Here is a 24,652-nt window from a genome sequence, read left to right as displayed (position 1 = left end):
TCAGAACGACTTGCGCAGGTCCAGCGCGATGAAGCGGCCGATCGGGGACGCGTTCTGGCCGTCCCAGGCCTGGGTTCCGTTGATCACGTCGGGCGGATCGCGGTCGAACACGTTCTGGGCGCTGAGCGTGATCCTCAGGCCGTTGAGCGCGCCCTGGTCGGGGAATTTATACCCGATCGACGCGTCGAACGTGTTGTAGGCGCGGACCTGCTGGCTCGGGGTGATCAGGTTGTTGGTGTAGTCGCCGACATGGTTCCAGAACAGGTTCGCCGACCAGCGCCCGTCGCTCCATCCCAGATTGCCGCGGATGCGGGTGTCGACGGGGAAGTTGATCAGGTTCAGCGCGTTGCGGAACGGCACGCCGGGTGCGGAGGACCGTTCGGCATTCAGGATCTGGGTCAGGTAGAAGCCGACATTGAAGGCGCCGATTCCGGTGTCGATCCGCTGGTCGAGCTGCACGTCGATGCCGTCCTGATGCAGTTCGCCGATATTGTCGCGCCGGCCGTCGACGATCAGCAACAGGCTGGAGGCGGGCTCGCGGACCGTCTCGAGATTGGGCGAGTTCAGCAACGCCTCGACCTGCTGGATCGTCGGATTGCGATTGACATAGCTGCTGTACAGGCCGTCGCTGCTGAGGATCGTCGCCGGGGCGAGCGCGTCGATCAGGTTCGAATATTTGATGTTATAATAGGTGACCGAGGCGCTGAAACCGGTCAGGAAGCTTGGCTTGAAATCGGCGCCCACCGACCAGGTTTTTGCGGTCTCGGGGCTCAGGTCGTTGCGGCCGCCATTCATGAAGATGCCGCGCTTCGTGACGCCGTTGTCGACCAGATTCTGGATGAAGATGTTGAAGATCGCGTCGGAGGAGTCGATCAGCGACGGCGCGCGGAAGGATGTGCCCCAGCTGCCGCGCAGGCGAAGGCTGTCGATCGGCGTCCAGGTCACGCCGATCTTCGGATTGAAGGTGTCGCCGAAGTCCGAATATTCCTCGTAACGGCCGGCCAGCTGGACGGTCAGTTCCTGGAATCCGCCAATGGCGTTGGCGGAGCTGAACAGCGGGATGTTGAGCTCGCCGAACACCGCCTTGTTGTTGCGCGACTTGGTCCGCTGGCGGTCGAGGATCAGGTCGTTGGCGAGGTTCTTGAGCGTCGAGTAGATCGTGTATTCGAGCTCGTTCTCATGATATTCCGCACCGATCGCGACGCGCACGTCGCCGCCGCCGATGCCGAACAGCGGACCGTCGATCTTGGCGACGAAATCGCGCCCGTCATTCACGGTGAAGCTGTCGCGATAGCCGGCGATGCTGGCAAGGGTGGCGGGATTGTTGTTGGCGAAGGCGCCGTTGCCGAACGGATTGAACGCGGTCGCCGGGTTGCTGTCCGCGAGCGCGCGGGGAAGCGTCAGCGTGTTGAGCAGGTCATCGGTCTTCGCACGACCACGATTGCGGTTGAGCGCGGCATAGGCGTTGAGCTGCCACGCGCCGCCCAGATCGTAGCGCAGGCCCAGCGTGTTCTGCCACCCGATGTCATGGCCCGACCAGGTCGCGTCGCGCTGGGCATCGATGAAGCGATATTCGACCGTGACATTGGCCGCCGCCGGATTGGTCGGGTGGACGAAGAACGGATTGCTGCGCGGCACGATCAGGTTCGAGCCCGGCGGCTGGACATTCTCGCTGAAGGTCCGCCGGCTGTAAAAGCCCTCATAGGTCAGCGTCAGCCGATCGGTGAGCTCCTGATAGGCGCTGAGGAAGACCGAGTGGCGCTCCTGTTCGGGCAGCAGGTCGCCCCAAAGCCCCTGGTCGAAATAATTGGGCGTGCCCGCCACTAGCTGGCCCGCGGTCAGCCCGCGGCCGTTGCCGTTCGGCAGGGGATAGCGGGTGCTGCCGATCAGGATGTTGCCGGGCGCCGCCTGGGTCGATCGCTGGTCGGTGCCGCCGATGCTGCGCAGATCGGCAGAGGTGAAGTCGCGGTCGACCGCGCGCAGATTGCTGCGGAAATAATAGTCATAGGCGGCCAGAAATCCGCCATTGCCCCATTTGCGGCTGAACAGCGCTGAGCCCTGCATCTGGTCGAGCCCGTCCGCGCCGCCATAGCGCAATTGTACCTCGGCACCGTTGAACGGCCGGCGCGTGATCATGTTGACCACGCCCGCAACCGCATCGGCACCATAGATGGCCGAGGCGCCGTCGGGCACGATCTCCAGCCGCTCCAGCGCGATCGCCGGGATCATCGCCGGGTCGGCCAGCGCGCGGATCGTGCCGTTCGGTGCCAGGCGGCGGCCGTTCAGCAGCAGCAAAGTCGCCTCGTTCGACAGGCCGCGAAGATTGATGCCCGAGGTACGGGTACGATTGGCCGCGGCATCCTGCGCACCGCCGCGCCGGCTTTCGTCCGCGCCGATATTGACCACCTGGGGCAGGGTGCGGGCGATCTCGGTCGATGTCGCCGCGCCGCTGCGCAGGATATCCTCGCGGTCGAGCTGGACCGAAGGGGAGGCGGGCGGTGCCACGCCGCGAATGCTGGTGCCGGTGACGACGATCTCGTCATCCGCGGCAGGGGCCTGAGCCTCCTGCTGTTGCTCGACCGGCGTCGGGTCGGTCTGCGCATGCGCCAGCCCCGCCTGCACGAGTGAACTCAACGCAACCCCGATGAACAGGCCCGATGACGTGCGCATGCCCTTCTCCCTCTCCGATGAACGGCCGCTTTGCGACTCTCAATTGATATGAATATAAACAGTCCATAATGTCAACGATATTGGTTCGAACCTAAGCGGAGATTGACGGACGGGCGCAAAACGTGTCTTCGCTGTGTCCCATGTCCCGAGAGAATGACGTTGGCGCGCTCGCGCCGCTGATCGGCTATCATCTGCGTCGCGCCTCGGGCGCCTTTGCCAGCGACTTTGCCGCGGCGGTGGACGGCACCGGCATGCGCCAGGTGCTGATCGGCATCCTCGCGGTCGTCGAAGGGACGCCGGGGATCAATCAGGGAGCGGTCGGTCGCGTTCTGGGCATCAAGCGCGCCAACATGGTTTCGCTGATCAACGAGGTGGTCGATGCCGGCCTGATCGACCGCGAGATCGATGTGAGCGATCGCCGCGCCTTTTCGCTGAGCATCACGGAGCTGGGCCGCGCCAAGCTGGCGGACTGCCTGAAGCGCATCGAGGCGCATGAGCGGCAGATGCTGGCGGGCTTTTCCGAGGCGGAGAAGGCGACCCTGCTCGAGCTGCTGGGCCGGATCGAGCGCCGCGCGGCGTCCGACCTGAGCTAAAGCCCCAGCAGCCGGGCCGCATTGCCCTTCAGGATCGGGTCGCGAAGCTCTGGCTTGAACCCTGCCTCGTCAAACGCAGCGATCCACCGATCGGGCGGGATCAGCGGGAAGTCGGACCCGAACAGGAATTTGTGGCCCAGCTGGCTATTGGCGTAGCGGACGACCTGGGGCGGGAAATATTTCGGGCTCCAGCCGGACAGGTCGATGAAGACGTTCGGCTTGTGCAGCGCCATCGACAGCGATTCATCGGTCCAGGGCCAGCCGGGATGCGCCAGCACGATCTTCATGTTGGGGAAGTCGACCGCGACATCGTCGACCAGGATCGGCTGGCCATATTTCAGGCGGATGCCGCCGCCGGCGGGCATGCCGGTTCCCATGCCCGAATGACCGGTGTGGAAGATTGCGGGCAGGCGATAATGATCGATCACCTCGTAGAGCGGCCAGGCCATTCGGTCGCCGGGGTCGAAATCCTGCAGCGGCGGGTGAAACTTGAACCCCTTCACCCCGTGCTTCTCGATCAGGTCGCGCGCCTCGATCGCGCCGCGCTTGCCCTTGTGCGGATCGATCGAGGCGAAGGCGATCATGATGTCGCTGTTCGCGGCCGCCGCCTCGGCGATCTCCTCGTTCCGGATTCGCCGGATGCCGGTGCCGGCCTCCATGTCTACCGTGAACATGACCAGCCCGATCTGGCGCTCGCGGTAATGAGCGATCGTCTCGGGGATGGTCGGGCGGCGCCGATCCGCCTTGAAATAGGTAGTGCTGGCATCGAGGAACTCGCCGAAGATCGGGTCCTCGGGATCGTGGCACGACACCTCGGCATGGACGTGGATGTCGATCGCCTTCAGCTTGTCCACGTCCATGGCGGCGACTCCTATTCGGCGAGGATCAGCGCATCGAGCGCCACCGCGCCCTTGCCCTTGGGATAGACCACCACCGGGTTGAGATCGACCTCGCGGATCGCCGGCGTTCCCGCCAGCGCACCGCCCAGCGCGGCGATCAGCGTCGCGACCGCATCGATATCGAGCGCCGGACTGCCGCGATAGCCGTCGAGCAGCGCGCCCTGCTTGAGGCTGCGCAACTCGGCGACGATCGCGTCATGCGTCAGGTCGATCGGCAGCAGGCGGACGTCGTGGAGCAGCTCGGCGGTCACTCCGCCGAAACCGACCAGGATGACCGGTCCCCAGTCGGGATCGTTGCGCGCGCCGACGATCAGCTCGGTCCCGCGCTCGCCCATCGCCTCGATCAGTGCGCCGTTCAGCGCGATGCCGGAGTCATAGACGGCGACATTGTCGTAGAGCCGGGTCCATGCCGCTTCCAGCGCGGCGGCATCGGCCAGGTTCAGGATGACCCCGCCGGCATCGCTCTTGTGGCTGAGCGCTGCTGCCTGTGCCTTGATCGCCACCGGATAGCCGACGCGCGCCGCGACCGCCTTCGCCTCTTCCACATCGCGGGCGAAGCCGCCCTCGGGAAAGCGGACGCCCAGCGGGGCGAGCAATGCCTTGGCCTGATATTCGGGGATGACGCCGTGCGGCAGGTCGAGCGCCACGGCCTGGCTGTCGCCGGCGGCGAAGTCGCGCTCGGCAAGCTGGCTCAGATGCCGCAGCGCGCGGAAGGCGCGGTCGGGCGAGGCGAAATAGGTGACGCCGATCTCGCGCAGCTGATTGATATAGGCCGGGGGCACGGGGGCGCCGTCGTCCAGCCCGGCGAAGATCACCGGCTTTTCGGGCTTCAGCGCCTTCACCGCATCGATGATCGGCGGGAATTTGCGCGCGCTGGTCGCTTCGTCGGTCTGGATGATGCCGAACACCAGAGCCGCGAAATTCTCGTCGGCCAGCAGCGGCTCCATCGTGCGGCGATACAGGTCGGGATCGACCAGCGCCTGGGCGGTCAGGTCCATCGGGTTCGACACGGGGATGAAGTCGGGGATCGCCTCGCGCATCCGCGCCGCAGTTGCGCCGCTCATCTCCGGCAGGTCGAGCCCGATCCGCTCTGCCAGGTCGAGGGTCAGCGCCTTGAACGCGCCGGACTCCGTCAGCACTGCGGTACCGCCGCGGCGCACCGGCTTGGACCGGACGACCAGCTCGATCACGTCGCCCAGTGCCTCGAGGCTGTCCACCAGCACGACGCCCGCGCGCTCGACCTTGGCCTTCATCAGCTGCCAGTCGCCCGCCATCGCCCCCGTATGGGTGGCCGCGGATTCGCGCGCTGCGCTCGACGTGCCGGGGTGCAGCAGGACGATCGTCTTGCCCGCTTGGCGCGCCTGCTCGGCGAGCGCGAGGAAGCGCGCCGGCTTGCGGAACTGCTCGACGATCATCGCGATCGCCGGGGTCGCGGGATCGTTCAGCAGATGCTCGACATAATCCTCGACGCCCGACGCGGCTTCGTTGCCGGTCGATACCGACACGGTGATGCCCAGGCCCTTGGCCATCAATGTCGTGCCCAGCACCACCGCCATCGCGCCCGACTGGCTGACGATCCCGACCGCCGGCTTGCCCTCCAGCGGCAGGATCGGCGTCTCGACGAAGGTCAGCGGGATGCCGGCGGCATAGTTCACCATGCCCAGGCAGTTCGGCCCCTCGATCACCATTCCATGCTCGGCGGCGATGCGTGCGACCTCGGCCTGGGCGGCGAGCCCCTCGGCACCGCCTTCGGCAAAGCCCGCCGAGAAGATGATCGCCGCCCCGACGCCGCGCCGGGCCAGCGCCTGAACCGCGGGCAGTACCGCCGGGCCGGGGATGGCGAGCACGGCGGCGTCGACGCCCTCGGGCAATTCGTCGATCGACTTGAGGCAGGGGCGCCCGCCAATCTCGTCGCGCTTCGGGTTGATCAGGTGGATCGCGCCCGAATAGCCGTGCCGGTCCAGATTCTGCAGCACCGAATTGCCGAGCGCCCCCGGCGTGGGCGATGCGCCGACGATCGCGACCGATTTCGGCGAGAGCAGGCGGGACAGGTTGAGCATCGTCGTTCCTAGCCGGGCGCCCGCCGGCCCGCGGCGCGCGCGAACCGGCGGGGACACCCCGTATCGTTGGTCGTCACGCCGCCGGCGCGAGGCGCCGGTGCGGCTCGGTCAGGCGAGGGTGGGGGCGTCAGCCCTTCACCCGCTCCTTGTCATAGGCGCCGAGGCCGGGCTTGTAGCTCTTCTCGTCGATGAACTGGCGGATGCCTTCCTTGCGACCTTCATTGTCGTAGGAATTGGCCGCTTCCTGCGCGCGGACCAGATAGTCCTCGGCATCGTCATAGCTCATCAGCGTGACGCGGCGGACCGCGTCCTTGGTCGCCTTCAGCGCGACCGGGTTCTTGGCGAGCAGAACCGTGGCGACCTCGGTCACCCGAGCCTTCAGCTGGTCGAGCGGCAGCGCCTCGTTAACCAGGCCCCATTCGACCGCGGTCCTGCCGTCGATATTCTCGCCCATCATCGCATGGTACATCGCCTTGCGGAACGGCATCAGCTCGACCGCCACCTTGGTCGCACCGCCGCCCGGCAGAATGCCCCAGTTGATCTCGGAGAGGCCGAACTTCGCGTCCTCCGCGGCAAAGGCCAGGTCGCAGGCGAACAGCGGGCCATAGCCGCCGCCGAAGCACCAGCCATTGATCATCGCGATCGTCGGCTTCTGGTACCAGCGCAGGCGGCGCCACCAGCCATAGCTTTCGCGCTGTGCCTTGCGGGTGCCGCGCAGGCCGTCCGCCTCGGTCTCGCGGAAATATTCCTTCAGGTCCATGCCCGCGGTCCAGGCGCTGCCCTCGCCGGTCAGCACCAGCACGCCGACATCGTCGCGGAACTCGAGCTCGTCGAGCACTTCCATCATGTCGCGGTTGAGCGTCGGGCTCATCGCGTTCCGCTTGTCCGGGCGGTTGAACTTCACCCAGGCGATGCCGTTCTCGACATCATAGGCAACGACGCCGTTGCTGCTCAATTCGGTCATTCTTCGGTCCTTGCTGGCGCGGGTCCGCGCTCGATGATCAACGGTAGGATGGAAACGGGGATCGGCGCCTTGCGCGGCGTCAGATCGGATAATGGCCGGGCTCGGTCTCGATCGTGACCCAGCGCAGCTCGGTGAAGCTGTCGATGCCCGCGCGGCCGCCGAACCGGCCATAGCCGGAATTCTTGACGCCCCCGAACGGCATCTGCGCCTCGTCATGCACGGTGGGTCCGTTGACGTGGCAGATGCCCGACTTGACCCGACGCGCGACCTTCAGGCCACGCGCAGTGTCGCGGGTGAAGACCGAGGCCGACAGGCCATATTCGGTATCGTTCGCCAGCTCGATCGCATGCGCCTCGTCGCGGGCGCGGATCACGCCGACGACCGGGCCGAAGCTCTCGTCGCGGAACAGCTTCATCTCCGGCGTCACCTTGTCGATGACATGGGCGGGCATCAGCACGCCATTGGCGTCGCCGCCATTGACCTGCACCGCGCCCTGCGACGTCGCATCGGCGATCAGCGACTTCACATGATCGACCGTCTTCTGATCGACCACCGCGCCCAGCGGGGTCTTGCCCTCGCGCGGATCGCCGACCGCCATGGTGGCGACCTTCGCCTTGAACTTCTCGACGAACGCATCGGCGACCGACTCGACGACGATGATCCGCTCGGTCGACATGCAGATCTGGCCCTGGTTCATGAAGGCGCCGAAGGCAGCCGCCTTGACCGCCTCGTCCAGGTCAGCATCGTCCAGCACGATCAGCGGCGCCTTGCCGCCCAGTTCGAGCAGCACGGGCTTCAGATGCTCGGCAGCGCGCTTGGCGATGATCCGGCCGACTGCGGTCGATCCGGTGAAGTTGATCCGGCGGACATGCGGATTGTCGATCAGCGCGCCGACGATCTCGCCGGCATCCTCAGGCGCGTTGGTGACGATGCTGACGCTGCCCTCGGGCAGGCCCGCCTCGGCAAATGCCTCGGCGATCAGCGAATGGGTGCGCGGGCACTGCTCGCTTGCCTTCAGCACCACGGTGTTGCCGCAGGCCAGCGGCACCGCGACCGCGCGCACGCCCAGGATGATCGGCGCGTTCCACGGGGCGATGCCCAGCATCACGCCGACCGGCTCGCGCAGCGCCATGGCGATGCAGCCCGGCTTGTCGGACGGAATGACCTCGCCGCCGATCTGGGTGGTCAGGGCGGCTGCCTCGCGCACCATGCCGACGGCCAGCATCAGGTTGAAGCGCGCCCAGCCTTCGGTCGCGCCGATCTCACCCATCATCGCATCGACGAACTGGTCGGCCTTGGCGGCGAGCGCGTCGGCTGCCTTGGTGAGCAAGGCGCGGCGCGCATTCGGGCCCATGGCGGACCAGATGGGGAAGGCCGCGGCGGCAGCAGCGGCGGCGGCGTCCGCCTCCGCGACCCCTGCAGCTTGCGCGGTGGTCGCGACGTCGCCCGTCACGGGGTTCAGCCGGGTGAAGGTCCTGCCGGTGGCCGGCGGTGCGATGGTAGCCATGAGCCTCTCCTTTATTGTTATGTGATATAACCTAAACCGGGCGCGCGCAAGCGGTCCTTTGCGATTCCGTCCAGCAGATTTGCCGCCGCGCTTTCGGTCGGGAAGTGAAGAATGCGGTTCGCGAGCATCTCGGCATCATCCGTCGCCAGAGGGGTGGCCGAATAGCGGGTGCAATCGACGAATTTCGCGATCAGGCCGGCATCGTCGATCGGCCGATCAGGGTGGCCTGCCGCCTGGATGACGACCTGATGGCGCACCGACCCGTCCCGCAACTGCACGGTCAGCGATCCGCTCGCTGCCTCGGCGCGGCCCCAGTCGGGATTGCGGCGCTCGACCACCTTGATGGCAAGGTCGCGCGTCGCCTGATCCTCCAGCCGTTGCGGCAGGAAGGTCGCGAGCGTCACCTCGCCATCGATCAGCGCCGCGGCGACGGTGTAGGGGATGCTGAACTTCGCCTCGATCGGGCGGGAAGGGGCTACCTTGGTCGGTTGTGGCCGAATCAGCATCTCCTGGATCGGTCCGGTCTCGGCCTCGATCGACACGATTTCGTCCAGGTCGAGCCCCTCGCGCAGGGTTAGCGCCGCCTCGATATAGGGATGGGTGCCGCGGCAGGCGGGCCAAGGTTTGAAGCTGACCTGATCGCCCAGAAAGCGCGTGCCGAGATCGGTCGTCAGCGAGTCGTGCGGCGGCCCACCGCCATAGACCGCGAAAAACCCGGCCTTGCCTTCCAGCGGTTCGGCAAATCCGCGCGCGCCGCTCTGGGCGAGCAGGGCCGCGTCGACCGCGGCGCGCGCGACGAACCCTTCGCGCATCCCGCGCATCGGCGATGCAAAATCATATTTGATCTCGCTCGGGAAGCTGCCCTGGACCAGCGCCAGCCCCATCGCGTGGCGAATGGCTTCGGCGTCCAGCCCGATCAGCCTGGCGCAGGCGGCCGCGCCTGCGATCAGGTTGACCAGCGGCGGCGGATACCAGCCGCCCTCCTCATAGGGGCGGGGTGGGGCGATCGACAGGCGGCAGGCCAGGTCGCTGCCCGCGGCCATCGCGGCGAGGAAGGTTCCGAAATCGATCCCGCGATCCGCATCGGCCAGCGCCAGGAGAGCCGGCACCAGTGCCGCATTCGGATGCGCGGGGCCCGCATCGAACGTGTCGCCGAAATCGAGCGCATGGGCGAGCGCACCATTGGCCAGTGCAGCCAGCGCGGGGGAGGTGCGCGCGTCGATGCCCAGGAGCCGGGACTGCCCCGCGCCCGCCATCGCATGCGTGCGATAGGGAAGAATATCCCCGCTCAACCCGGTCGCGCCGAGCATCACGCCCAGCGCGTCGAGCAGCGCCCGCCGGGTCGCATGGACGGTCTGCGCGGGCAGATCGTCATGGGTCAGCGCCGCGATATGCTCGGCGATGTGCTGCGAAATTGCTTTATCACAAAACATTCTATGCAAACGCTTTCATCGACCGTATCGGGATTGCAAGCGAAAAGGAGAGGATATGCGTCTCAAGCTCGGTCTGGCCGTGACGGCCGCGGCGATCTTCTGGCCCCAGGGCGGCACGATCGGGCAGGTCGCGCAGGAGACGAACCTGCTTCCCGGCGGCGCGCGCTGGGCCGCTGAAGTCCCGGCCAACTGGAACGGCGCGCTGCTCCTCTACAGCCGCGGCTATTCGCCCTCGCCGGGCGCGCCCGAGGCGGCCCCGCGTCAGCATCGTCAGGCACTACTCGACGCCGGCTATGCGATTGCCGGTTCGGATTATGGCAGCGGCGGCTGGGCGGTCGAGCAGGCGATTCCGGCGCAGCGGGCGACGATCGCTGCCTTTGCGAACCGCTATGGCAAGCCGAAGCGCGTCATCGCCTGGGGATCGTCGATGGGCGGCCTCGTCACGACCGCGCTGGCGGAGATGCCGGGCAGCGGGATCGACGGCGCCGCGCCGATGTGCGCCTCGATCGGCGGGTCGCTCGGCATGATGAACATGGCGCTGGACGGCGCCTATGCCTTCCGCACGCTGCTCGCGCCCGATTCGGGCATCCGGCTGGTCGATATCGACGACGACCGCGTCAATGCCGAACGGGTCGGCGATGCGCTCGAGCAGGCGCTCAAGACCCCGCAGGGGCGTGCCCGCGTGGCACTGGCGGGCGTGCTGGCCGGCATACCCGGCTGGACGAGTCGCGACCGACCGCAGCCGGCGGTGAGCGATTATGACGCGCAGACGGCGGAGATTGCGCGCGCCTTCGTGATGGGCGTCTATCTGCCACGCGTCGACCAGGAGAAACGCGCCGGCGGCGCCTTCTCGTGGAACACGGGAATCGATTATCGCAGCCAATTGTCGCGATCGGGCAGGCGCGACATGGTGGCCGCGCTCTACCGCGAGGCGGGGCTTGACCTCGACGCCGACCTGGCCAGCCTGAATGGCGGCCCACGAGTCAGCGCCAGGCCCGGGGCGGTCGCCTATATGCGGGCGAACTACGCGCCCAATGCGCGTCCGCTGGTGCCGTTGCTCGCGGTGCAGACGATCGGCGACGGCATGACCGCACCGGCGATGCAGCGCGGCTATGCCGAGGCGGCGCGCAGCACCCGGGTGCGGAGCCTGTTCGTCAATGCGGCGGGCCATTGCACCTTCGACACGCCCACGATCGTCGCGACGATCCGCTATCTCGACGACCGGATCGTGTCGAAGAACTGGGGGCCGACCCCCGCCGAGTTCGTGCCGCACCAGCCGGCCGCGATGCTGCGGCCGTGCTGGCGCGGCAAGACCTGCCGCTGAGGCCGCGTCAGAGGCCCTTGCGCTCGATCTTCCACTTCGGATCGCTGCACAGACCGCAATCGCTGCCGGTGAACATCTTGCCGGCCTGAACATCGCCGCGCAGCTGCCAGTTCAGCCAGGCAACGGTGAAGCGCGCGACATCGCCGCCATTGGGCTGGCGGAAGGTCCCGCCATGGCCGACCTCGCCGTCGATCAGCACCGCGGGAACATGGCTGATCCGCGCGAAATCGTCGCTGCCGTTCGGCCAGGCGACATCGCCCTTGCCGCCCAGGACATAGAGCACCGGGGTGTGCAGCTTCTGCAGCAGCGACTTGTCGACCGTGATACCGCGGATCGGGTTGGTACCGTCGGTGAAGACGCCGCTGTTGTTGACGATCACCGTCCGGATGCGCTTGTCCGCGCCGACCTGGATCGCCTGCAGACCGCCGCAGCTGTGCCCGGCGACCGCGACCTGCGCCGGATCGATCAGCCCCTTGTACGGACTGCCGGCGCGTTGATTCTCGGCCAGCGCCCAGTCGAGCCCCTTCGTCACGTCCTGCGAGGTCGTGGCAACCGCCAGGCGGGTGGCGACATTGCCGTCGGTCGGGCGCGGTGGGCGCGTCTCTGCGGCGGGGCCGCTCAGCACCTTGCCGGGCGCGATGACCAGATAGCCATGCGAAGCGATCTCGGCGAGGTGGAAGCGGGCGCTGGCGCCGTCATCGCTGCATCCGCCATTGCCCCAGATCAGAACGCCGAGCTTCCTGCCGCCAAGCTTCGACAGGTCGGCGGGGCGATAGACGACATGGTCCGGCAGGCTCGGGTCGACCTGCTTGAGCGCGGGGTACGGGCCGGTGCCGGGGGTATCGGGCAGGCGGTTGGCGGCGGCGCGTGCCTCGGCCTCCTGCTGTGCGGCGGGGTTGGGTGCAGGCGCCACCTGTGCCTGCGCTGCCGTCCCGATCAGTGCCAGCGCCAGTGCCGTGATGCTCGTCCGCATAGATCCTCTCCCGGATTGTTATGCGGCAAAGCTACCCGTGATGGGGGCTGATGCAAGCCCTTTCATGCGCTCTCACGGGCGATGACGCGAAATCCGACATCGATCCGGGTTTCGATATCCTGCCCGGCGGCGCGGGCGCGCAGGACGCGCATCACCTCGCGCGCGATCCGTGCGCCGTCGACATCGACCGAGGTGATCGTCGGCCGCATGTCGCCCGCCATGCGCAGATTGCCGAAGCCGGTAACGGCAAGCTGGTCGGGCACGCGGATGCCCGCCGCCTGCGCCTCGACGATCAGCCCCTGCGCGATCCAGTCCGATCCGCACACGACGACATCGGGCCGCTCCGCCAGGTCGCCGAGCGCGCGATAGGACAGGCGGCCCTGGCCGAAATGGCTGGGCACGTTGACGTCGAGCCGCGTCGGTTCCGGCCCGCCGTCATGCATCCAGCGCGTGATGAAGCCGCTCGCCCGCCGCTCCGACCGGGTCGAACGCGGCACGACCAGGTGCGGCCGGCGATAGCCGCGCTGGCGCAGGAACCGCGCCATCTCCTCGCCCGCCGCGCGGTGCGAAAAGCCGACCGCGACGTCGATCGGATCCTCGGGCAGGCCCCAGGTCTCGATCACCGTCACGCCGGCGGAGCGCAGCCGCTGGCGCAACTCCTCATCGGACACGATCCCGGTCAGGATGATGGCATCGACCCGCCGCGCCAGCGCCATGTTGATCTCGCGTGCGAGGCGGTGATTGTCGGGGCCGGTCAGCGCCAGCATCACGCTGTTACCGTCGCTGGCCAGCTCGTCGATCATCGCCTCGACCGTGTCGTTGAAGATCGACTGGGCGATGTCGGGAACCAGCGCCGCGATCATCCGCGAGCGGCTGCTGGCCAGCGCGCCCGCAGCGAGGTTCTGGATATAGCCGGTCGCCTCGATCGCCTCGCGGATCCGCGCGCCGGTGGCGGCGGCGACCACGCCGGGATTGTTGAGGAATCGCGACACGGTGGCGGCGGATACGCCCGCCATCGTCGCGACATCGTCCAGCCTGGGATTTCGACCTGCCATGCGCCGACCCTACTCCACCGGCGCACAACTGCAAAACGCGCTTGCAAGCGCTTTCATCACCCTCTAGCATAATTGTTATGACACATGACTTCGATCCGCTGCAGCCGGAGACGTTCGACAGTCCGAACGCCGTCTATGCCGACCTGCGTGCGCGATGCCCGGTCGCGCATAGCGACGCGTGGGGCGGCTTCTGGGCGCTGATGAAGCATGACGATGTCAGCGCCGCCGCGGCCGACTGGCAGACCTATATCACCTCGAAGCAGAATGTCGTTCCCAAGGTTGCGTTCACCGGGCGCCGCCCGCCGCTTCACCTCGATCCGCCCGAGCATACGCCCTATCGCCGCGCGCTGGCGCCGCTGCTGACCGAGCGCAAGGTCGCCCGACTCGAGCCGGTGGTGCGGAAGATTTGCCGCGATCTGCTGAGCGCGATGCGGCAGCGTGGCGGGGGCGATGTCGTCGCCGACTTTTCCGCGCATATGCCGATCGCGGTGTTCGCCAACTGGATGAACCTGCCGCCCGACGCGGTCGAGGAGCTGACCCGCGTCGGCCAGCGCTACAATATCGCGGTCCAGTCGAACGACATGGACTCGACCAAGGAGTCGAGCCTCGTCCTCTACGACATGGCGCGCGGCATCGTCGCCGATCGCCGGGCCAATCCGATGCCGGTCGACGAGGATGCCACCAGCGCGCTGCTCGCCGTCCGGGTCGATGGCGAGCCGCTGCCCGAGGAACTGATCGTCGGCACGATTCGTCAGGTGCTGGTGGTCGGCATCATCGCGCCCAGCGTCATGATCGGATCGATCGCGGTGCATCTCGGTCGCGATCGTGCGCTGCAGGACAGGCTGCGCAGCGATCCCGCCCTCGTCCCGGCTGCGATCGAGGAATTCATGCGGCTCTATACGCCCTATCGCGGGTTCGCCCGCACCGCTGTCCAGGACGTGACGATCCGCGGCCGCACCATTCCGGCGGGTGAGCCGATCGCGCTGGTCTATGCCTCCGCCAATCGCGACGAAGACGTTTTCGAGGCGCCGGACGAGTTCCGCATCGACCGGCCGAACATGAAGGATTCGGTGGCGTTCGGCCGCGGCCCGCACATGTGCGTCGGCGCGGCGCTTGCCCGGCTCGAGCTTCAGGTCGCGCTGGACGAATTGCTGGCGATCGCGCCGGGCTTCGCGCTGGCCGGCGAGCCCAAGCCGACCCGCTTCCCCGAGATCGGTGCGCTGTCCGTTCCTGTAACCTTTGAGGGGGTGGCGGCATGACCCATGTCGTCCTCGCCGCCGGCGATCTCGCGCCCGACCGCGATCATTATGACGAGAGCTACGACGCGACGCGCGACGTGCTGCGCGCGGCCGACATCGCCTTTGCCCAGCTGGAAACCAGCTTCGCCGAGCGCGGCGTCCGGTTGCCCCAGGCACGCCACGCCGTGCTGGCGCGGCCCGACGGGGCCGACGCGCTTGCCCGCGCCGGGTTCGACGTCATCTCGATGGCGGGCAATCATGTGCTCGACTGGGGCAATGACGCGTTTTTCGAGACCAGGGCCAATCTGGAACGCGTCGGGCTGAAGGTCGTCGGGGCAGGGGCGAACATCGCCGAGGCGCGCCGGCCGGTCCGCATCACGCTGGGCGACGGCACGCGCGTCGCGATCCTCGCTTATTCCAGCATCCTGCCGCACAGCTATTGGGCGGAGGAACGGCGTCCGGGCTGTGCGCCGATGCGCGCGCATACGCTGTACGAGCAGATCGAGCATGACCAGCCGGGCACGCCGGCGCGCATTCACACCTTTCCCCACCGCGAGGATTTGGCGGCGCTGGAGGCGGACATCCGCGCGGCCAAGGCCGATGCCGACCTCGTCTTCGTCTCGTTGCACTGGGGCATCCATTTCGTCCGAGCCGCGATCGCCGACTATCAGCGCGACATTGCGCGCGCGGCGGTCGCGGCCGGGGCGGACGCGATCCTGGGTGGCCATGCGCATATCCTGAAGGGATGCGAGATCATCGACGGCAAGCCGGTCTTCCACTCGCTGTGCAACTTCGCGACCGACCTGCGGATGGACCCGGTCCATGCCGCGTCGAAGAGCTTCAACGAAATCCGCGTCCTGGCCGAGGAATGGGAGCCCGATTTCGACAGCCTCTATAATTTCCCCAAGGCATCGCGCCTGTCGATGGTCGCGCGCTTCGAGATCGCCGAGGGGCGCATCATGCGCTCGGGTTTTCTGCCGCTCTATATCGACCGCGACGCGATCCCGCGCTTCGTCGAACCGGGCAGCGCGCGTCACGCCGAGGTCGTCGAGTACATGACCGCGGTGACCGGCGAGGCCGGCCTCAACGCCCGCTACCGCATCGGTGCCGACATGGTCGAGCTGGAGGCGGCGGCATGAAGGGCAAGGCATCCGGCTTCCCGCTGGAAGGCTATGTCTTCCTCTATCTGCTCGCCTATCTGCCCAACGTCATCGTCACCAAGCTGGTCACGAGCACGCCGCATCCCGGGCTCGGCCGTCCGCTGACCGGGCTCGAGACGCTGCCCGCGTCGCTGATCATCAGCACGGTGCTGACCTATCTCTTCATCTGGTGGTCCGGCTGGCACCGCGATGCGCACGGGGTGATGATCCTCGGCCGGCGCATTCCGGTGCCGACGAAGTACACGCTGCTCTCCGGAATCGGCACCGCGCTGGTGCTGTTCACCGTGCCCTTGTCCTTCACCTTCGAAGGGGTCAGCATTCCCTTCATCCAGCTGCTGATGCGCGGCGACATCCTGCTGATCGCGCCGATCGTCGATCTGGCGTTCGGGCGGCGGGTGCGCTGGTGGAGCTGGGCGGCGCTGGCGATGGTGCTGGTGGCGATGCTGATCACGCTCAGCGACCGGGGCGGCTTCTACCTGCCGCCGCTCGCGATCCTGACCGTGGTCCTCTACACCATCGGCTACTTCATCCGCCTCGCGGTGATGACCAAGGTGTCGAAGAGCGGCGATCCCGCTTCGGTCCGTCAGTATTTCGTCGAAGAAAAGGTGTTCGCGCTGCCGCTGTCGGTGGCGATCCTCGCCGCGATCTCGGCATCGGGGATCGGTTCGCAATCGGGTGCCCTGGGCTGGGGCTTCGTGTCGGTCTGGACCGATCCGGTCATCCTGCCGCTGCTCGGCATCGGCATCACCCTGACCATCGTCTCGGTGTTCGCGATCATCATCCTGCTCGACCCGCGCGAGAATGCGTATTGCGTGCCGCTGGAGCGCGCAGCGAGCCTGGTGGCCGGGATCGGCGGCGCGCTGATCCTCGCCTGGGTCTGGGGCCTGCCCCATCCGCGTCCCGCCGAGCTCGTGGGAGCCGGCATCCTGGTCGGTGCCATCGTCCTGTTGTCGCTGGCGCCCCGTTTCCTTGACCGGCCCGCGCGCGCCGCACGAGCCGAAACCACCTGATCGAAACCCGTTCGCCGAACCGCAGGAACATGCGGGGCGCAAAGAGGAGAGGTTATGAAGACCATATTTTTCCGCCGTACCGCGGCCCTGCTCGGTCGCACCGCGCTTCCCGCACTTGCCTTCGGCATCGCCATGCCGGCCTGGGCCCAGACCGAAGAACCCCAGGCTCCGGCCGCTGAAGAGGCGGAGGTCGACTCGATCGTCGTCACCGGCAGCCGCATTCGCGGCATCGACCCGGTCGGGTCGAGCGTCATCGCGATCGACGCGCAGCAGATCCTCGAGGAACCCGTCGTCTCGACCAACGACCTGCTCCGCCGCGTGCCGCAGGTCGTGGCACTCGGTGCCAACCGCGCCGGTGGCAGCGCCCAGAATGGTGCGGCCAACGCGACGCGCGGCGCCGGCGTCAATCTGCGCGGCCTGTCGACCAACGCGACACTGCTGCTGTACGACGGCAAGCGCCTGCCGCCGCAGGGGACGCAGGGCCAGTTCACCGATCCCTCGGTGATCCCCTCGATCGCGCTGGGCCGGGTCGAAGTGGTCGCCGACGGCGCCTCGGCAATCTACGGGTCGGACGCCGTCGCCGGCGTGGTCAACCTGATCCTGCGCAAGGACTTTTCGGGCGTCGAGGTTCGCGCCCGCCACGGGATGACCGAGGGCGATTTCAACGAAAGCCAGATCGCCGCGCTTGCCGGACATAAATGGGATGGCGGCTGGGTCATGGCCGCGGCCGAATATTCGCGGAACAACACGCTCTACGGCGCCGACCTCGATTTCTATCAGCAGGACAATCGCTATCGCGGCGGCCGCGACCTGCGCGTCACCAATTGCAACCCGGGCACCATCACTGCCGGCGGCGGCACCTATGCCATCCCGACCGGCGGCGTGACCGGCGCCAATGTCGGCAGCCTGGTGCGCGGCACGAGCAATCGCTGCTTCTACGGCGCGCTCGATCCCGTCATTCCCGAGCAGGAGCGGGTAAGCTTCGTCGGCGCTGCCAGCCATCAGATCACCGACGGCATCCGCATCTTCGCCGACGGCTTCTATTCGCGGCGCAGCGGCTTCGTCACGATCACCCCGAACATCAACGCCACCGTTACCAGCGCCAATCCCTTCTTCGTCAGCCCGATCCCGGGCGGCACCTCGGTTTCGGTCGCCTATTCGCTGGTGCCCGAACTCGGCATGCTTGAGGCGCCCTATTACGCGTCCTCATGGAACGTGTCGGGCGGGATCGAGGCCAATCTGTTCGGCGATTTCCGGGGCACGGTCTATTACGCGCATGGCCAGTCCGAAGAGGTCGCCGACCGGCGGCGCTCGGGCGTCAATGCTGCTGCGCTGACTGCCGCGCTCAACGATCCCAACCCGGCGACCGCGCTGAACCTGTTCGGCGGCGTCAATAATCCGGCGACACTGGCACGGATCACCGACAATCTGTTCATCATCACCGGGCGTACCCGCCTGGATGTGATCAACGCGCAGGTCGACGGATCGCTGTTCGAGCTGCCCGGCGGCAATGTTCGCATCGCGCTCGGCGGCGAGCACCGCGTCGAATATACCTATACGGACCTGATCACCGGCCAGGCGGCGACCCCGGTCAGCCTGTCCAGCGACGGCAGCCGCAACGTGGACGCGATCTTCGGCGAACTCTTCGTGCCGCTGGTCGGCGCCGCCAATGGCCGCCCGGGCCTCGAGCGCCTGTCGGTCAGCCTGGCGCTGCGCCACGAGAATTACAGCGACTTCGGCAGCACGACCAATCCCAAGTTCGGCCTGACCTATCAGCCATGGCAGGGCCTGACGCTGAAGGGCACCTATGGCACCTCGTTCCGCGCGCCGACTTTCACCGAAGTGTCGACCGTCGGTGGCGGCGCCGGCCTGTATTTCGACACGCTGCCCGGGCCCTCGGGCAACCAGATCGGCATCGGCATCGCCGGCGGCAATCCGGGGCTGAAGCCCGAAAAGGCCAAGACCTGGTCGTTCACCGTGGAGGCCGCACCGGTCCAGCTGCCGGGCTTCACCGCCTCGCTCAGCTATTTCCGGATCGACTATACCGACCAGATCCAGGCGCTGCGCGGCACGCCGGGCCTGCTGACCAATCCGCTCTACACGAACTTCGTCCAGTTCAACCCGACCGCGGCGGAGGTCGCTGCGCTGGTCAATTCGGGCCTGCCGATCAACAGCGCGATCGATCAGTCGCAGGTGACCTTCATCGCCGATGGTCGCCGCCAGAATCTGGGCACGTCGCTGCTGCGCGGGCTCGACTTCACCGCGGGCTATCGCTGGACGATGGGCGGGATCGATTTCGATGCCGGCATCCAGGGGACCTATGTCCTCGACTATCTGTTCCGCGCGGTGCCGGGCGCGCCGCTGGCCGACGTGCTCGACACGATCGGCTTCACCCAGAAATTCCGTAGCCAGGCGGACATCGGCGCGCGCGTCGCCGGGTTCAAGACGCGGCTGACCTGGAACCATCTGGCGGGCTATGAGAACACGACGGTCACCCCGCGCCAGCAGATCAGCAACTACGACACGTTCGACCTGCTGGTCGGCTATGACCTGACCCGCAACCTCTCGCTGGCGTTCGACGTGCGCAACCTCTTCAACGAGGATCCGCCCTTCGTCGACACGACCAACGGTTACGACCCGCAGGCGTCGAACCCGATCCCGCGGATGTTCGCGCTCACCGCCAATCTGAAGTTCTGATGCCTGGCCTGATCGCCGCAGCCCTGGCCGGATGCGCTGCCCTCACCGGCGCGCATCCGGGCGAGGTGGTGGTGCGCGCCGCCACCGCGATCGCCCCGCCGCCCGCCTGGCAGGCGCCGGAGCAGGGGAGGGCCTATCCGGGCAGCCCGGTGGGCGTTCCCTTCTGCCGGGTCGAAGGGACGATCGAGGGCACTATCGGCTTCGAACTATGGCTGCCGGCCGACTGGAACGGGCGGCTGCTCGGCGCGGGAGTTGGCGGCGATGCCGGTGTGTTCAACTATAGCGACATGAGCCGCCGGCTGGGCGAAGGCTTCGCGACGGTCACGACCGACAGCGGCCACAAGGCCAGCCAGGCGCGGTGGATGGCCGAACCCAAGGCGCGCGTCGATTACGAACATCGCGCAGTCCACCTGACCGCGGTCGCGGCCAAGGTGCTTGCCGGGCGCTTCTATGGCCGCGGCGTCGACCGCAGCTATTTCACCGGCTGCTCGGGCGGCGGGCGCCAGGCGCTGAAAGAGATGCAGAATTATCCGGGCGACTATGACGGCGTCATCGCCGGCGCGCCCGGTCCCTATATGCCGCTCCAGTCGGTGCGGATGATGTGGTTCTCGCTGCAACAGAAATGGACGCCCGCCGGTGCGCTGAGCGATGTCGACTGGTCGCTGTACGAAGCCAGGGCGACCGCCTCGTGCGACGCTGCGGACGGCGTGCGCGACGGGATCATCGGCAATCCGATGGCGTGCCGCTTCCGCACGGCCGAGCTTCTGTGCAAGCCCGGCCAGACCAGCGGCTGCCTGACCGCGCCGAAGCTGGCCATGTTGAACAGTATCATCGCGCCGATGCGCGACGAAAATGGGCGGGCGATGGACGGCGGTCTGTTCCCCGGTGTGCGCACTCGACCCGGACCGCCATCCCCGCTGCTGCGCGCAATGTGGGCCGACGGCGTGCATGACGATGCCGACTGGAACGAGGACAGTTTCCGCCGCACCGCCGATCTGGCCGCAGCCAATCGCGCCATGCCCGAACTGCGTGCCGACAGGGTCGCGATCGCGCCGTTCGTGAAGGCGGGCGGCAAGGCGATCATCTATCAGGGCTGGGCCGACCCCTCGACCAATGCCGGGCCGACCATCGACTATTATGGCGCACTCGCCCGCGCGAATGGCGGGCTCGATCGGCTGGGCCAGTCGGTGCGCCTGTTCATGGCGCCGGGCATGTATCACTGCAGCGGCGGTCCGGGCGCCGACCAGTTCGGCGGCTCCGGCCAGGCAAGCTGGGCGAAGGACCCCTCGCGCGATGTCCTCTGGGCGCTGATCGACTGGGTCGAGCGCGGCCGTGCGCCCGAGCGGCTCACCGCGACGAAGCTGGTCGAGGGCCGTGAGGCCTTCACCCGTGCGCTTTGTCCCTATCCTCAGGCGGCGCGCTATGACGGGCGCGGACCACAGGACCAGGCAAGCTCCTATCGCTGCGTCGCCGATCCCATGCTGCAGCGCTCGCTCAGTCGGAAGTCTCTGGTCGGATCCTGATGTCGACGCGGCGTTCGTCCGGGCCGGCCAGCCCGTCGAACGCCGCCGGCACCATCGGACCGGGCAGCGTCCGCACGATCCGGATCCGCTCGGCGGGAATGCCGCGCAGGATCAGCGCGCGCTGCACCACTTCGGCGCGCGTGCGCGCCAGCGCCGCATCCTCGACCAGCCGCTTGCCCGAGACTGTGTCAGGCCGCGTCTGGGCAACCCCGGCGATCTCGATCCGCGCGGGCTGGACGTCGAGCGCATAGTTGATCGTCGCGTCGAGATAATAGTCGGCGATCTGATAGGTGACGAAGCTGCTGCGATAGTCGAACGGGATGGTGAACCGACCCTCGACATAGGGTTTGTCCGGCTTCTTGCGTACGTCGTACAGCGGCCGGACATTGCGCGCCGGAAGCGCGAACCGGCGCCCCTTATAACCCTCCGCCTTGATCAGGTGCCGGGTGCACGTATCTTCCAGCACCGACACGCGCGCCGGCTCGATCACCACCCCGCCGCATGGATCGCCGGCATCCGCCGCCACCTTGCCCTCAACCAGGATGGCGTGATTCCAGTCGGGCTTGGTCGGCGCGGCGGTCACGTCGTAGCGAATGCCGGTCGCGGGGTCGGTCGCCAGCCAGCACCCCGACTTACGCCCGGCATCGGTGTCGCGGTAGATCGGACAGGTCACGAAGCGGATCGTCCGCTCGGCATCCTGTGCGCCGGTCAGCGCAGCCATCCCGGCCAGCAGCGCGGCGCGGATCACAGCGCCCTCATCAGGTTCACCAGGTCCTGCTTTTCCTGCTCGCTATAGCCGATAGTGTAGCGGCGCTCGTAATAGTCGATCACTCCGCGCAGATCCTTCGCGCTGCCGTTCGAGAAATAGGGCGCGCGTGCCGCTAGACCGCGCATCGTCTGCAGCGTGATCCGCCCGACATCGGCGCATTTGCCGGTGGTCAGCGCAAAGCCCGGATCGCTGGTCAGGATCGTGCGACCATAATGCGGATGCGGCTTGCCGGTGCAGGTGATGCGGAACAGCGGCAGGTGCGGCGCGGGATCGGCGAAGGGCTGGTTAGTGGTGCCCAGATCGACCTGCCCGGGCGCCACGTCCATGCCCATATAGGACATGTTGTGACAGAAGACGCAGCTGTTGCGCACAGGATTGCCGAAGCCGATCGGCGAGTTGATACCCGCGCTGTCGCTGATCAGGAAGGTTTTCTCCCGAAACACGCGTGCCCCGCGGGCGACCGACTCGCGAAAAGCGCGCACTTCGGGCGGCAGCTTCGCCTTCTGCGCCTCGGGCATTTTCTCCCACGCCTCGAACTCGCTCCACACCGGGATGCCGCCATCGCTGCCCAGCCGCCCCGCTTCCGAGACCTGGAGCATCCTCGGGCCGCCCTTCGCACCGTCCGTGTCCAGCGCGCCGCCGGTCGCGTCAACCTGCTGCGCGACATAGATGCGCCGTTCGAAATCGAGGATTTGTTCGATGTCCCGGGCGTCGAGCGCCTTGAGAAACGCCAGGTGGGTCCCTGCGGCGTCGCGCATCTGGGCGCGCAGGCTGGGCACGCGCCCATCCGCCATCAGATTGCCGCTGACCGGCTTGCCCGTCTCCGGATCGAGCTGGAGCGGCATGCCCGCCTTGGGGTCATAGGCGAAGCCCATCGCCTCGATATATTTGAAGTTCGCCACCGGCCGCGGCCGGCGGAAGACCGAGATCATGCCCGCAGTTTTCAGCCCGTATTTCGGGTCGAGATTGCAGGTCGACGGATCGCGGACCACCTCGATCGTGAAGTCCGCCTTGATCGGCTTGCCGGCACTATCGCGCGCGGGCCACGGCCGGGCGATGCGGATCAGGCCATGCTTGATCAGGAGCGAGTGCGACGCCGCCTCGCCCTGCGGCAGGCTGGGGCAGTTGGACCCGTCGCTGGCGGCGAACAGCGGATCCTTCGCACCGTTGCGCTCCCACTGCCGCCGCGCCGAGGCAGCCGACAGGCTCATCGCGTCGGCAGGCTGGTGACAGGTGACGCATGCGCGCCCGTTCGGCCCGATCGCGGTGAAGAAGGGGTGGCCCTTCGTGTCCATCGGGCCATTGTCGAGCAGCAGGCGCAGCGTGCCATTGGCGTTGCGATAGTCGAGCGAGGCGGGGAAGACCCGCCCTTCGTCGGGATTCCACCAGGGATCCATCTCCGCCGGCGCCTTGGCGAAGGTGACCGCCGCGAACAGGATGCCGGCCGCCGCCAGCGCCGCGCCCTTGATCATCGCGATCCTCCCCGCGCGACCGCCAGCCGGCGCAACGGCAACACCAGCAGCGCGCCGACCAGCAGCAGCGCCGCGAGCGTGTACACCGGCACCGCGACCGACCCGGTCTGCGCCACCGCCCAGCCGATCGCGACCGGCGCCACGCTGCTGCTCAGATTGCCGCACAGGTTGATCGTCGCGATCGCGCCGGGATTGCGCGCGCCGACGAAACGCGTCGGGATCGTCCAGAACACCGACTGCGCACTACCCAGACCAAGCCCGCCGATCATCAGCGCCGCCATCGCCAGCGCGCCCTGATGCGTGACGATCGCTGCCACGAACAGCGCGATGGCCGCGATCAGCATCGGCCAGGCGAGATGGTGATAACGCTCGCCGGTCCGGTCCGAATGCCGCGCATTCAGGATCATGCCGGCCCCGATCGCGATCCAGGGGAGGGCGCTGAGAATGCCGACCTCGAGCGGGTCGGTTCGTCCCAGCGTCTTGAGCGCGATCGGCAGCCAGAAGATGATCGCGTTGGCGCCGGTGATCAGGACGAACCAGATCGCCGCCGACACCCACAGGATCGGGTCCTTGAGCGCGTCGCTCAATGCGCCGCCCGGCTGGCGTGCCGCCGCGACTTCCGCGGCCAGCGTGGTCTCGATCCCCGCGCGCTCGTCTTCGGACAGCCACCGCGCCTGGGCCGGCCGGTCGACGAACCAGAAGAGCGCGACGATCCCTGCGGCGACCGTCGCCAGTCCCTCGACCGCGAACATCACCCGCCACGATGCGATGCTGCCGGTGTCGAGCGCGAGCAGCGCGCCGCACAGCGGGCCGCCCAGGATCACCGAGATCGGCACCGCCAGCAAGGTGCCGGCAATGGCGCGCGCACGATAATGCTGCGGCAGCCACTGGCTGACATACCAGACGACGCCGGGCGCGAAGCCGCTCTCGAACAGCCCGAGCAGGAAGCGCAGGACATAGAAGTGGAACGGCGTCTGGATCGCCGCCATCGCGGTCGCGACGCTGCCCCAGCCGATCACGCTGCCCGCGATCCACCAGCGCGGCCCGATCCGCCGAAGCACCGCGGCACTGGGCAGCTGGAACAGCAGATAACCGACGAAGAAGATGCCGACCCCGAAGCCATAGGCCTTGGGGTCCAGCCCGATATCCGCGTTCATCCGCAGCGCCGCGAAGCTGACGTTCACCCGGTCGAGCGAGCTGAGCACGATCAGGAAGGCGAGTGGCGCGACGACGCGTGCCATGACCTTGCGATAGGTTGCCGGTTCCAAGCCTCTCTCCTTGCCAAAATGCTATGCGATAGAGCAT

Annotated in this window: 18 protein-coding genes; 7 read left to right on the top strand and 11 right to left on the bottom strand. The window is 67.5% G+C overall.

What is annotated here, in order from left to right; all coding sequences use genetic code 11:
• Nucleotides 1-2,670, bottom strand: coding sequence for a TonB-dependent receptor plug domain-containing protein (locus ACZ1H8_RS02390; protein ID WP_465179821.1), 2,670 nt, complete (start codon nucleotides 2,668-2,670; stop codon nucleotides 1-3).
• A 140-nt stretch (nucleotides 2,671-2,810) separates the two neighbouring features.
• On the opposite strand from ACZ1H8_RS02390, the gene ACZ1H8_RS02385 reads away from it, so the two are divergent.
• On the top strand, nucleotides 2,811-3,263 hold the full coding sequence (locus ACZ1H8_RS02385; RefSeq protein WP_465179820.1) for a MarR family winged helix-turn-helix transcriptional regulator: 453 nt from the start codon (nucleotides 2,811-2,813) through the stop codon (nucleotides 3,261-3,263).
• Here ACZ1H8_RS02385 and ACZ1H8_RS02380 read toward each other — a convergent pair.
• The 5 genes from ACZ1H8_RS02380 to ACZ1H8_RS02360 all read right to left on the bottom strand — a co-directional run bounded on the left by ACZ1H8_RS02380 (nucleotide 3,260) and on the right by ACZ1H8_RS02360 (nucleotide 10,126).
• On the bottom strand, nucleotides 3,260-4,123 hold the full coding sequence (locus ACZ1H8_RS02380) for an amidohydrolase family protein (protein WP_465179819.1): 864 nt from the start codon (nucleotides 4,121-4,123) through the stop codon (nucleotides 3,260-3,262). The two genes, ACZ1H8_RS02385 and ACZ1H8_RS02380, sit on opposite strands and share 4 nt — an antisense overlap.
• A gap of 11 nt (nucleotides 4,124-4,134) precedes the next feature.
• A complete protein-coding gene (locus ACZ1H8_RS02375; RefSeq protein WP_465179818.1) occupies nucleotides 4,135-6,222 on the bottom strand; it encodes an acetate--CoA ligase family protein in 2,088 nt (695 codons plus the stop codon).
• A gap of 127 nt (nucleotides 6,223-6,349) precedes the next feature.
• The gene (locus ACZ1H8_RS02370) at nucleotides 6,350-7,186 is read right to left on the bottom strand and encodes a p-hydroxycinnamoyl CoA hydratase/lyase (protein ID WP_465179817.1); all 837 of its coding nucleotides are present in this window, start codon (nucleotides 7,184-7,186) and stop codon (nucleotides 6,350-6,352) included.
• Between the two features lie 79 nt (nucleotides 7,187-7,265).
• Nucleotides 7,266-8,693 (bottom strand): aldehyde dehydrogenase, encoded by a 1,428-nt coding sequence (locus tag ACZ1H8_RS02365; protein WP_465179816.1) that lies wholly within the window; start codon nucleotides 8,691-8,693, stop codon nucleotides 7,266-7,268.
• A 17-nt stretch (nucleotides 8,694-8,710) separates the two neighbouring features.
• Nucleotides 8,711-10,126 (bottom strand): MmgE/PrpD family protein, encoded by a 1,416-nt coding sequence (locus tag ACZ1H8_RS02360; RefSeq protein ID WP_465179815.1) that lies wholly within the window; start codon nucleotides 10,124-10,126, stop codon nucleotides 8,711-8,713.
• A gap of 55 nt (nucleotides 10,127-10,181) precedes the next feature.
• Here ACZ1H8_RS02360 and ACZ1H8_RS02355 point away from each other — a divergent pair, with 55 nt between their 5' ends.
• Entirely contained in the window at nucleotides 10,182-11,450 is a 1,269-nt protein-coding gene (locus ACZ1H8_RS02355; RefSeq protein ID WP_465179814.1) for an alpha/beta hydrolase, read from the top strand.
• Between the two features lie 7 nt (nucleotides 11,451-11,457).
• Here the strand turns inward: ACZ1H8_RS02355 and ACZ1H8_RS02350 are convergent, their stop codons facing one another.
• Together ACZ1H8_RS02350 and ACZ1H8_RS02345 are read right to left on the bottom strand one after the other, a co-directional pair.
• Complete coding sequence (locus ACZ1H8_RS02350; protein ID WP_465179813.1) at nucleotides 11,458-12,423, bottom strand: alpha/beta hydrolase; 966 nt, start codon at nucleotides 12,421-12,423, stop codon at nucleotides 11,458-11,460.
• Nucleotides 12,424-12,485: 62 nt separating this feature from the next.
• Complete coding sequence (locus ACZ1H8_RS02345; protein WP_465179812.1) at nucleotides 12,486-13,478, bottom strand: LacI family DNA-binding transcriptional regulator; 993 nt, start codon at nucleotides 13,476-13,478, stop codon at nucleotides 12,486-12,488.
• 77 nt (nucleotides 13,479-13,555) lie between these two features.
• Between ACZ1H8_RS02345 and ACZ1H8_RS02340 the strand changes: the two genes are divergently transcribed.
• Genes ACZ1H8_RS02340 through ACZ1H8_RS02320 form a run of 5 tightly spaced genes read left to right on the top strand, consistent with a single transcriptional unit; the run spans nucleotide 13,556 to nucleotide 21,106 of the window.
• Nucleotides 13,556-14,737 (top strand): cytochrome P450, encoded by a 1,182-nt coding sequence (locus tag ACZ1H8_RS02340; RefSeq protein ID WP_465179811.1) that lies wholly within the window; start codon nucleotides 13,556-13,558, stop codon nucleotides 14,735-14,737.
• Nucleotides 14,734-15,855 (top strand): CapA family protein, encoded by a 1,122-nt coding sequence (locus ACZ1H8_RS02335; RefSeq protein ID WP_465179810.1) that lies wholly within the window; start codon nucleotides 14,734-14,736, stop codon nucleotides 15,853-15,855. The genes ACZ1H8_RS02340 and ACZ1H8_RS02335 overlap by 4 nt, the downstream gene beginning before the upstream one ends.
• On the top strand, nucleotides 15,852-16,886 hold the full coding sequence (locus ACZ1H8_RS02330; protein ID WP_465179809.1) for a hypothetical protein: 1,035 nt from the start codon (nucleotides 15,852-15,854) through the stop codon (nucleotides 16,884-16,886). The genes ACZ1H8_RS02335 and ACZ1H8_RS02330 overlap by 4 nt, the downstream gene beginning before the upstream one ends.
• Before the next feature lie 54 nt (nucleotides 16,887-16,940).
• Nucleotides 16,941-19,583: a TonB-dependent receptor gene (locus ACZ1H8_RS02325; protein WP_465179808.1), complete on the top strand. Its 2,643-nt coding sequence runs from the start codon at nucleotides 16,941-16,943 to the stop codon at nucleotides 19,581-19,583.
• Nucleotides 19,583-21,106 carry a tannase/feruloyl esterase family alpha/beta hydrolase gene (locus tag ACZ1H8_RS02320; RefSeq protein WP_465179807.1) on the top strand — a complete coding sequence of 508 codons (1,524 nt, stop codon included), beginning with the start codon at nucleotides 19,583-19,585 and terminating at the stop codon, nucleotides 21,104-21,106. Before ACZ1H8_RS02325 ends, ACZ1H8_RS02320 begins: the two co-directional genes overlap by 1 nt.
• Here ACZ1H8_RS02320 and ACZ1H8_RS02315 read toward each other — a convergent pair.
• Genes ACZ1H8_RS02315 through ACZ1H8_RS02305 form a run of 3 tightly spaced genes read right to left on the bottom strand, consistent with a single transcriptional unit; the run spans nucleotide 21,078 to nucleotide 24,615 of the window.
• Nucleotides 21,078-21,854: an OmpA family protein gene (locus tag ACZ1H8_RS02315; RefSeq protein ID WP_465179806.1), complete on the bottom strand. Its 777-nt coding sequence runs from the start codon at nucleotides 21,852-21,854 to the stop codon at nucleotides 21,078-21,080. The genes ACZ1H8_RS02320 and ACZ1H8_RS02315 overlap by 29 nt on opposite strands.
• The gene (locus tag ACZ1H8_RS02310; RefSeq protein ID WP_465179805.1) at nucleotides 21,851-23,347 is read right to left on the bottom strand and encodes a hypothetical protein; all 1,497 of its coding nucleotides are present in this window, start codon (nucleotides 23,345-23,347) and stop codon (nucleotides 21,851-21,853) included. Before ACZ1H8_RS02310 ends, ACZ1H8_RS02315 begins: the two co-directional genes overlap by 4 nt.
• The gene (locus tag ACZ1H8_RS02305) at nucleotides 23,344-24,615 is read right to left on the bottom strand and encodes an MFS transporter (protein WP_465179804.1); all 1,272 of its coding nucleotides are present in this window, start codon (nucleotides 24,613-24,615) and stop codon (nucleotides 23,344-23,346) included. The genes ACZ1H8_RS02310 and ACZ1H8_RS02305 overlap by 4 nt, the downstream gene beginning before the upstream one ends.
• Between the last annotated feature and the right edge of the window lie 37 nt (nucleotides 24,616-24,652).

It is taken from the genome of Sphingomonas sp. BL-S-25 (assembly GCF_055521555.1).
Note: the sequence above shows the minus strand (reverse complement) of the source record. Positions and strands in the feature narration are given on the sequence as shown.

Bases quoted from the DNA above. Each gene is read 5' to 3' on its own strand.
- ACZ1H8_RS02310 (WP_465179805.1), bottom strand. From the start codon at position 23,347: ATGATCAAGGGCGCGGCGCTGGCGGCGGCCGGCATCCTGTTCGCGGCG.
- ACZ1H8_RS02340 (WP_465179811.1), top strand. From the start codon at position 13,556: ATGACACATGACTTCGATCCGCTGCAGCCGGAGACGTTCGACAGTCCG.
- ACZ1H8_RS02335 (WP_465179810.1), top strand. From the start codon at position 14,734: ATGACCCATGTCGTCCTCGCCGCCGGCGATCTCGCGCCCGACCGCGAT.
- ACZ1H8_RS02350 (WP_465179813.1), bottom strand. From the start codon at position 12,423: ATGCGGACGAGCATCACGGCACTGGCGCTGGCACTGATCGGGACGGCA.
- ACZ1H8_RS02375 (WP_465179818.1), bottom strand. From the start codon at position 6,222: ATGCTCAACCTGTCCCGCCTGCTCTCGCCGAAATCGGTCGCGATCGTC.
- ACZ1H8_RS02365 (WP_465179816.1), bottom strand. From the start codon at position 8,693: ATGGCTACCATCGCACCGCCGGCCACCGGCAGGACCTTCACCCGGCTG.
- ACZ1H8_RS02380 (WP_465179819.1), bottom strand. From the start codon at position 4,123: ATGGACGTGGACAAGCTGAAGGCGATCGACATCCACGTCCATGCCGAG.
- ACZ1H8_RS02370 (WP_465179817.1), bottom strand. From the start codon at position 7,186: ATGACCGAATTGAGCAGCAACGGCGTCGTTGCCTATGATGTCGAGAAC.
- ACZ1H8_RS02360 (WP_465179815.1), bottom strand. From the start codon at position 10,126: ATGTTTTGTGATAAAGCAATTTCGCAGCACATCGCCGAGCATATCGCG.
- ACZ1H8_RS02330 (WP_465179809.1), top strand. From the start codon at position 15,852: ATGAAGGGCAAGGCATCCGGCTTCCCGCTGGAAGGCTATGTCTTCCTC.
- ACZ1H8_RS02390 (WP_465179821.1), bottom strand. From the start codon at position 2,670: ATGCGCACGTCATCGGGCCTGTTCATCGGGGTTGCGTTGAGTTCACTC.
- ACZ1H8_RS02325 (WP_465179808.1), top strand. From the start codon at position 16,941: ATGAAGACCATATTTTTCCGCCGTACCGCGGCCCTGCTCGGTCGCACC.
- ACZ1H8_RS02320 (WP_465179807.1), top strand. From the start codon at position 19,583: ATGCCTGGCCTGATCGCCGCAGCCCTGGCCGGATGCGCTGCCCTCACC.
- ACZ1H8_RS02355 (WP_465179814.1), top strand. From the start codon at position 10,182: ATGCGTCTCAAGCTCGGTCTGGCCGTGACGGCCGCGGCGATCTTCTGG.
- ACZ1H8_RS02385 (WP_465179820.1), top strand. From the start codon at position 2,811: ATGTCCCGAGAGAATGACGTTGGCGCGCTCGCGCCGCTGATCGGCTAT.
- ACZ1H8_RS02345 (WP_465179812.1), bottom strand. From the start codon at position 13,478: ATGGCAGGTCGAAATCCCAGGCTGGACGATGTCGCGACGATGGCGGGC.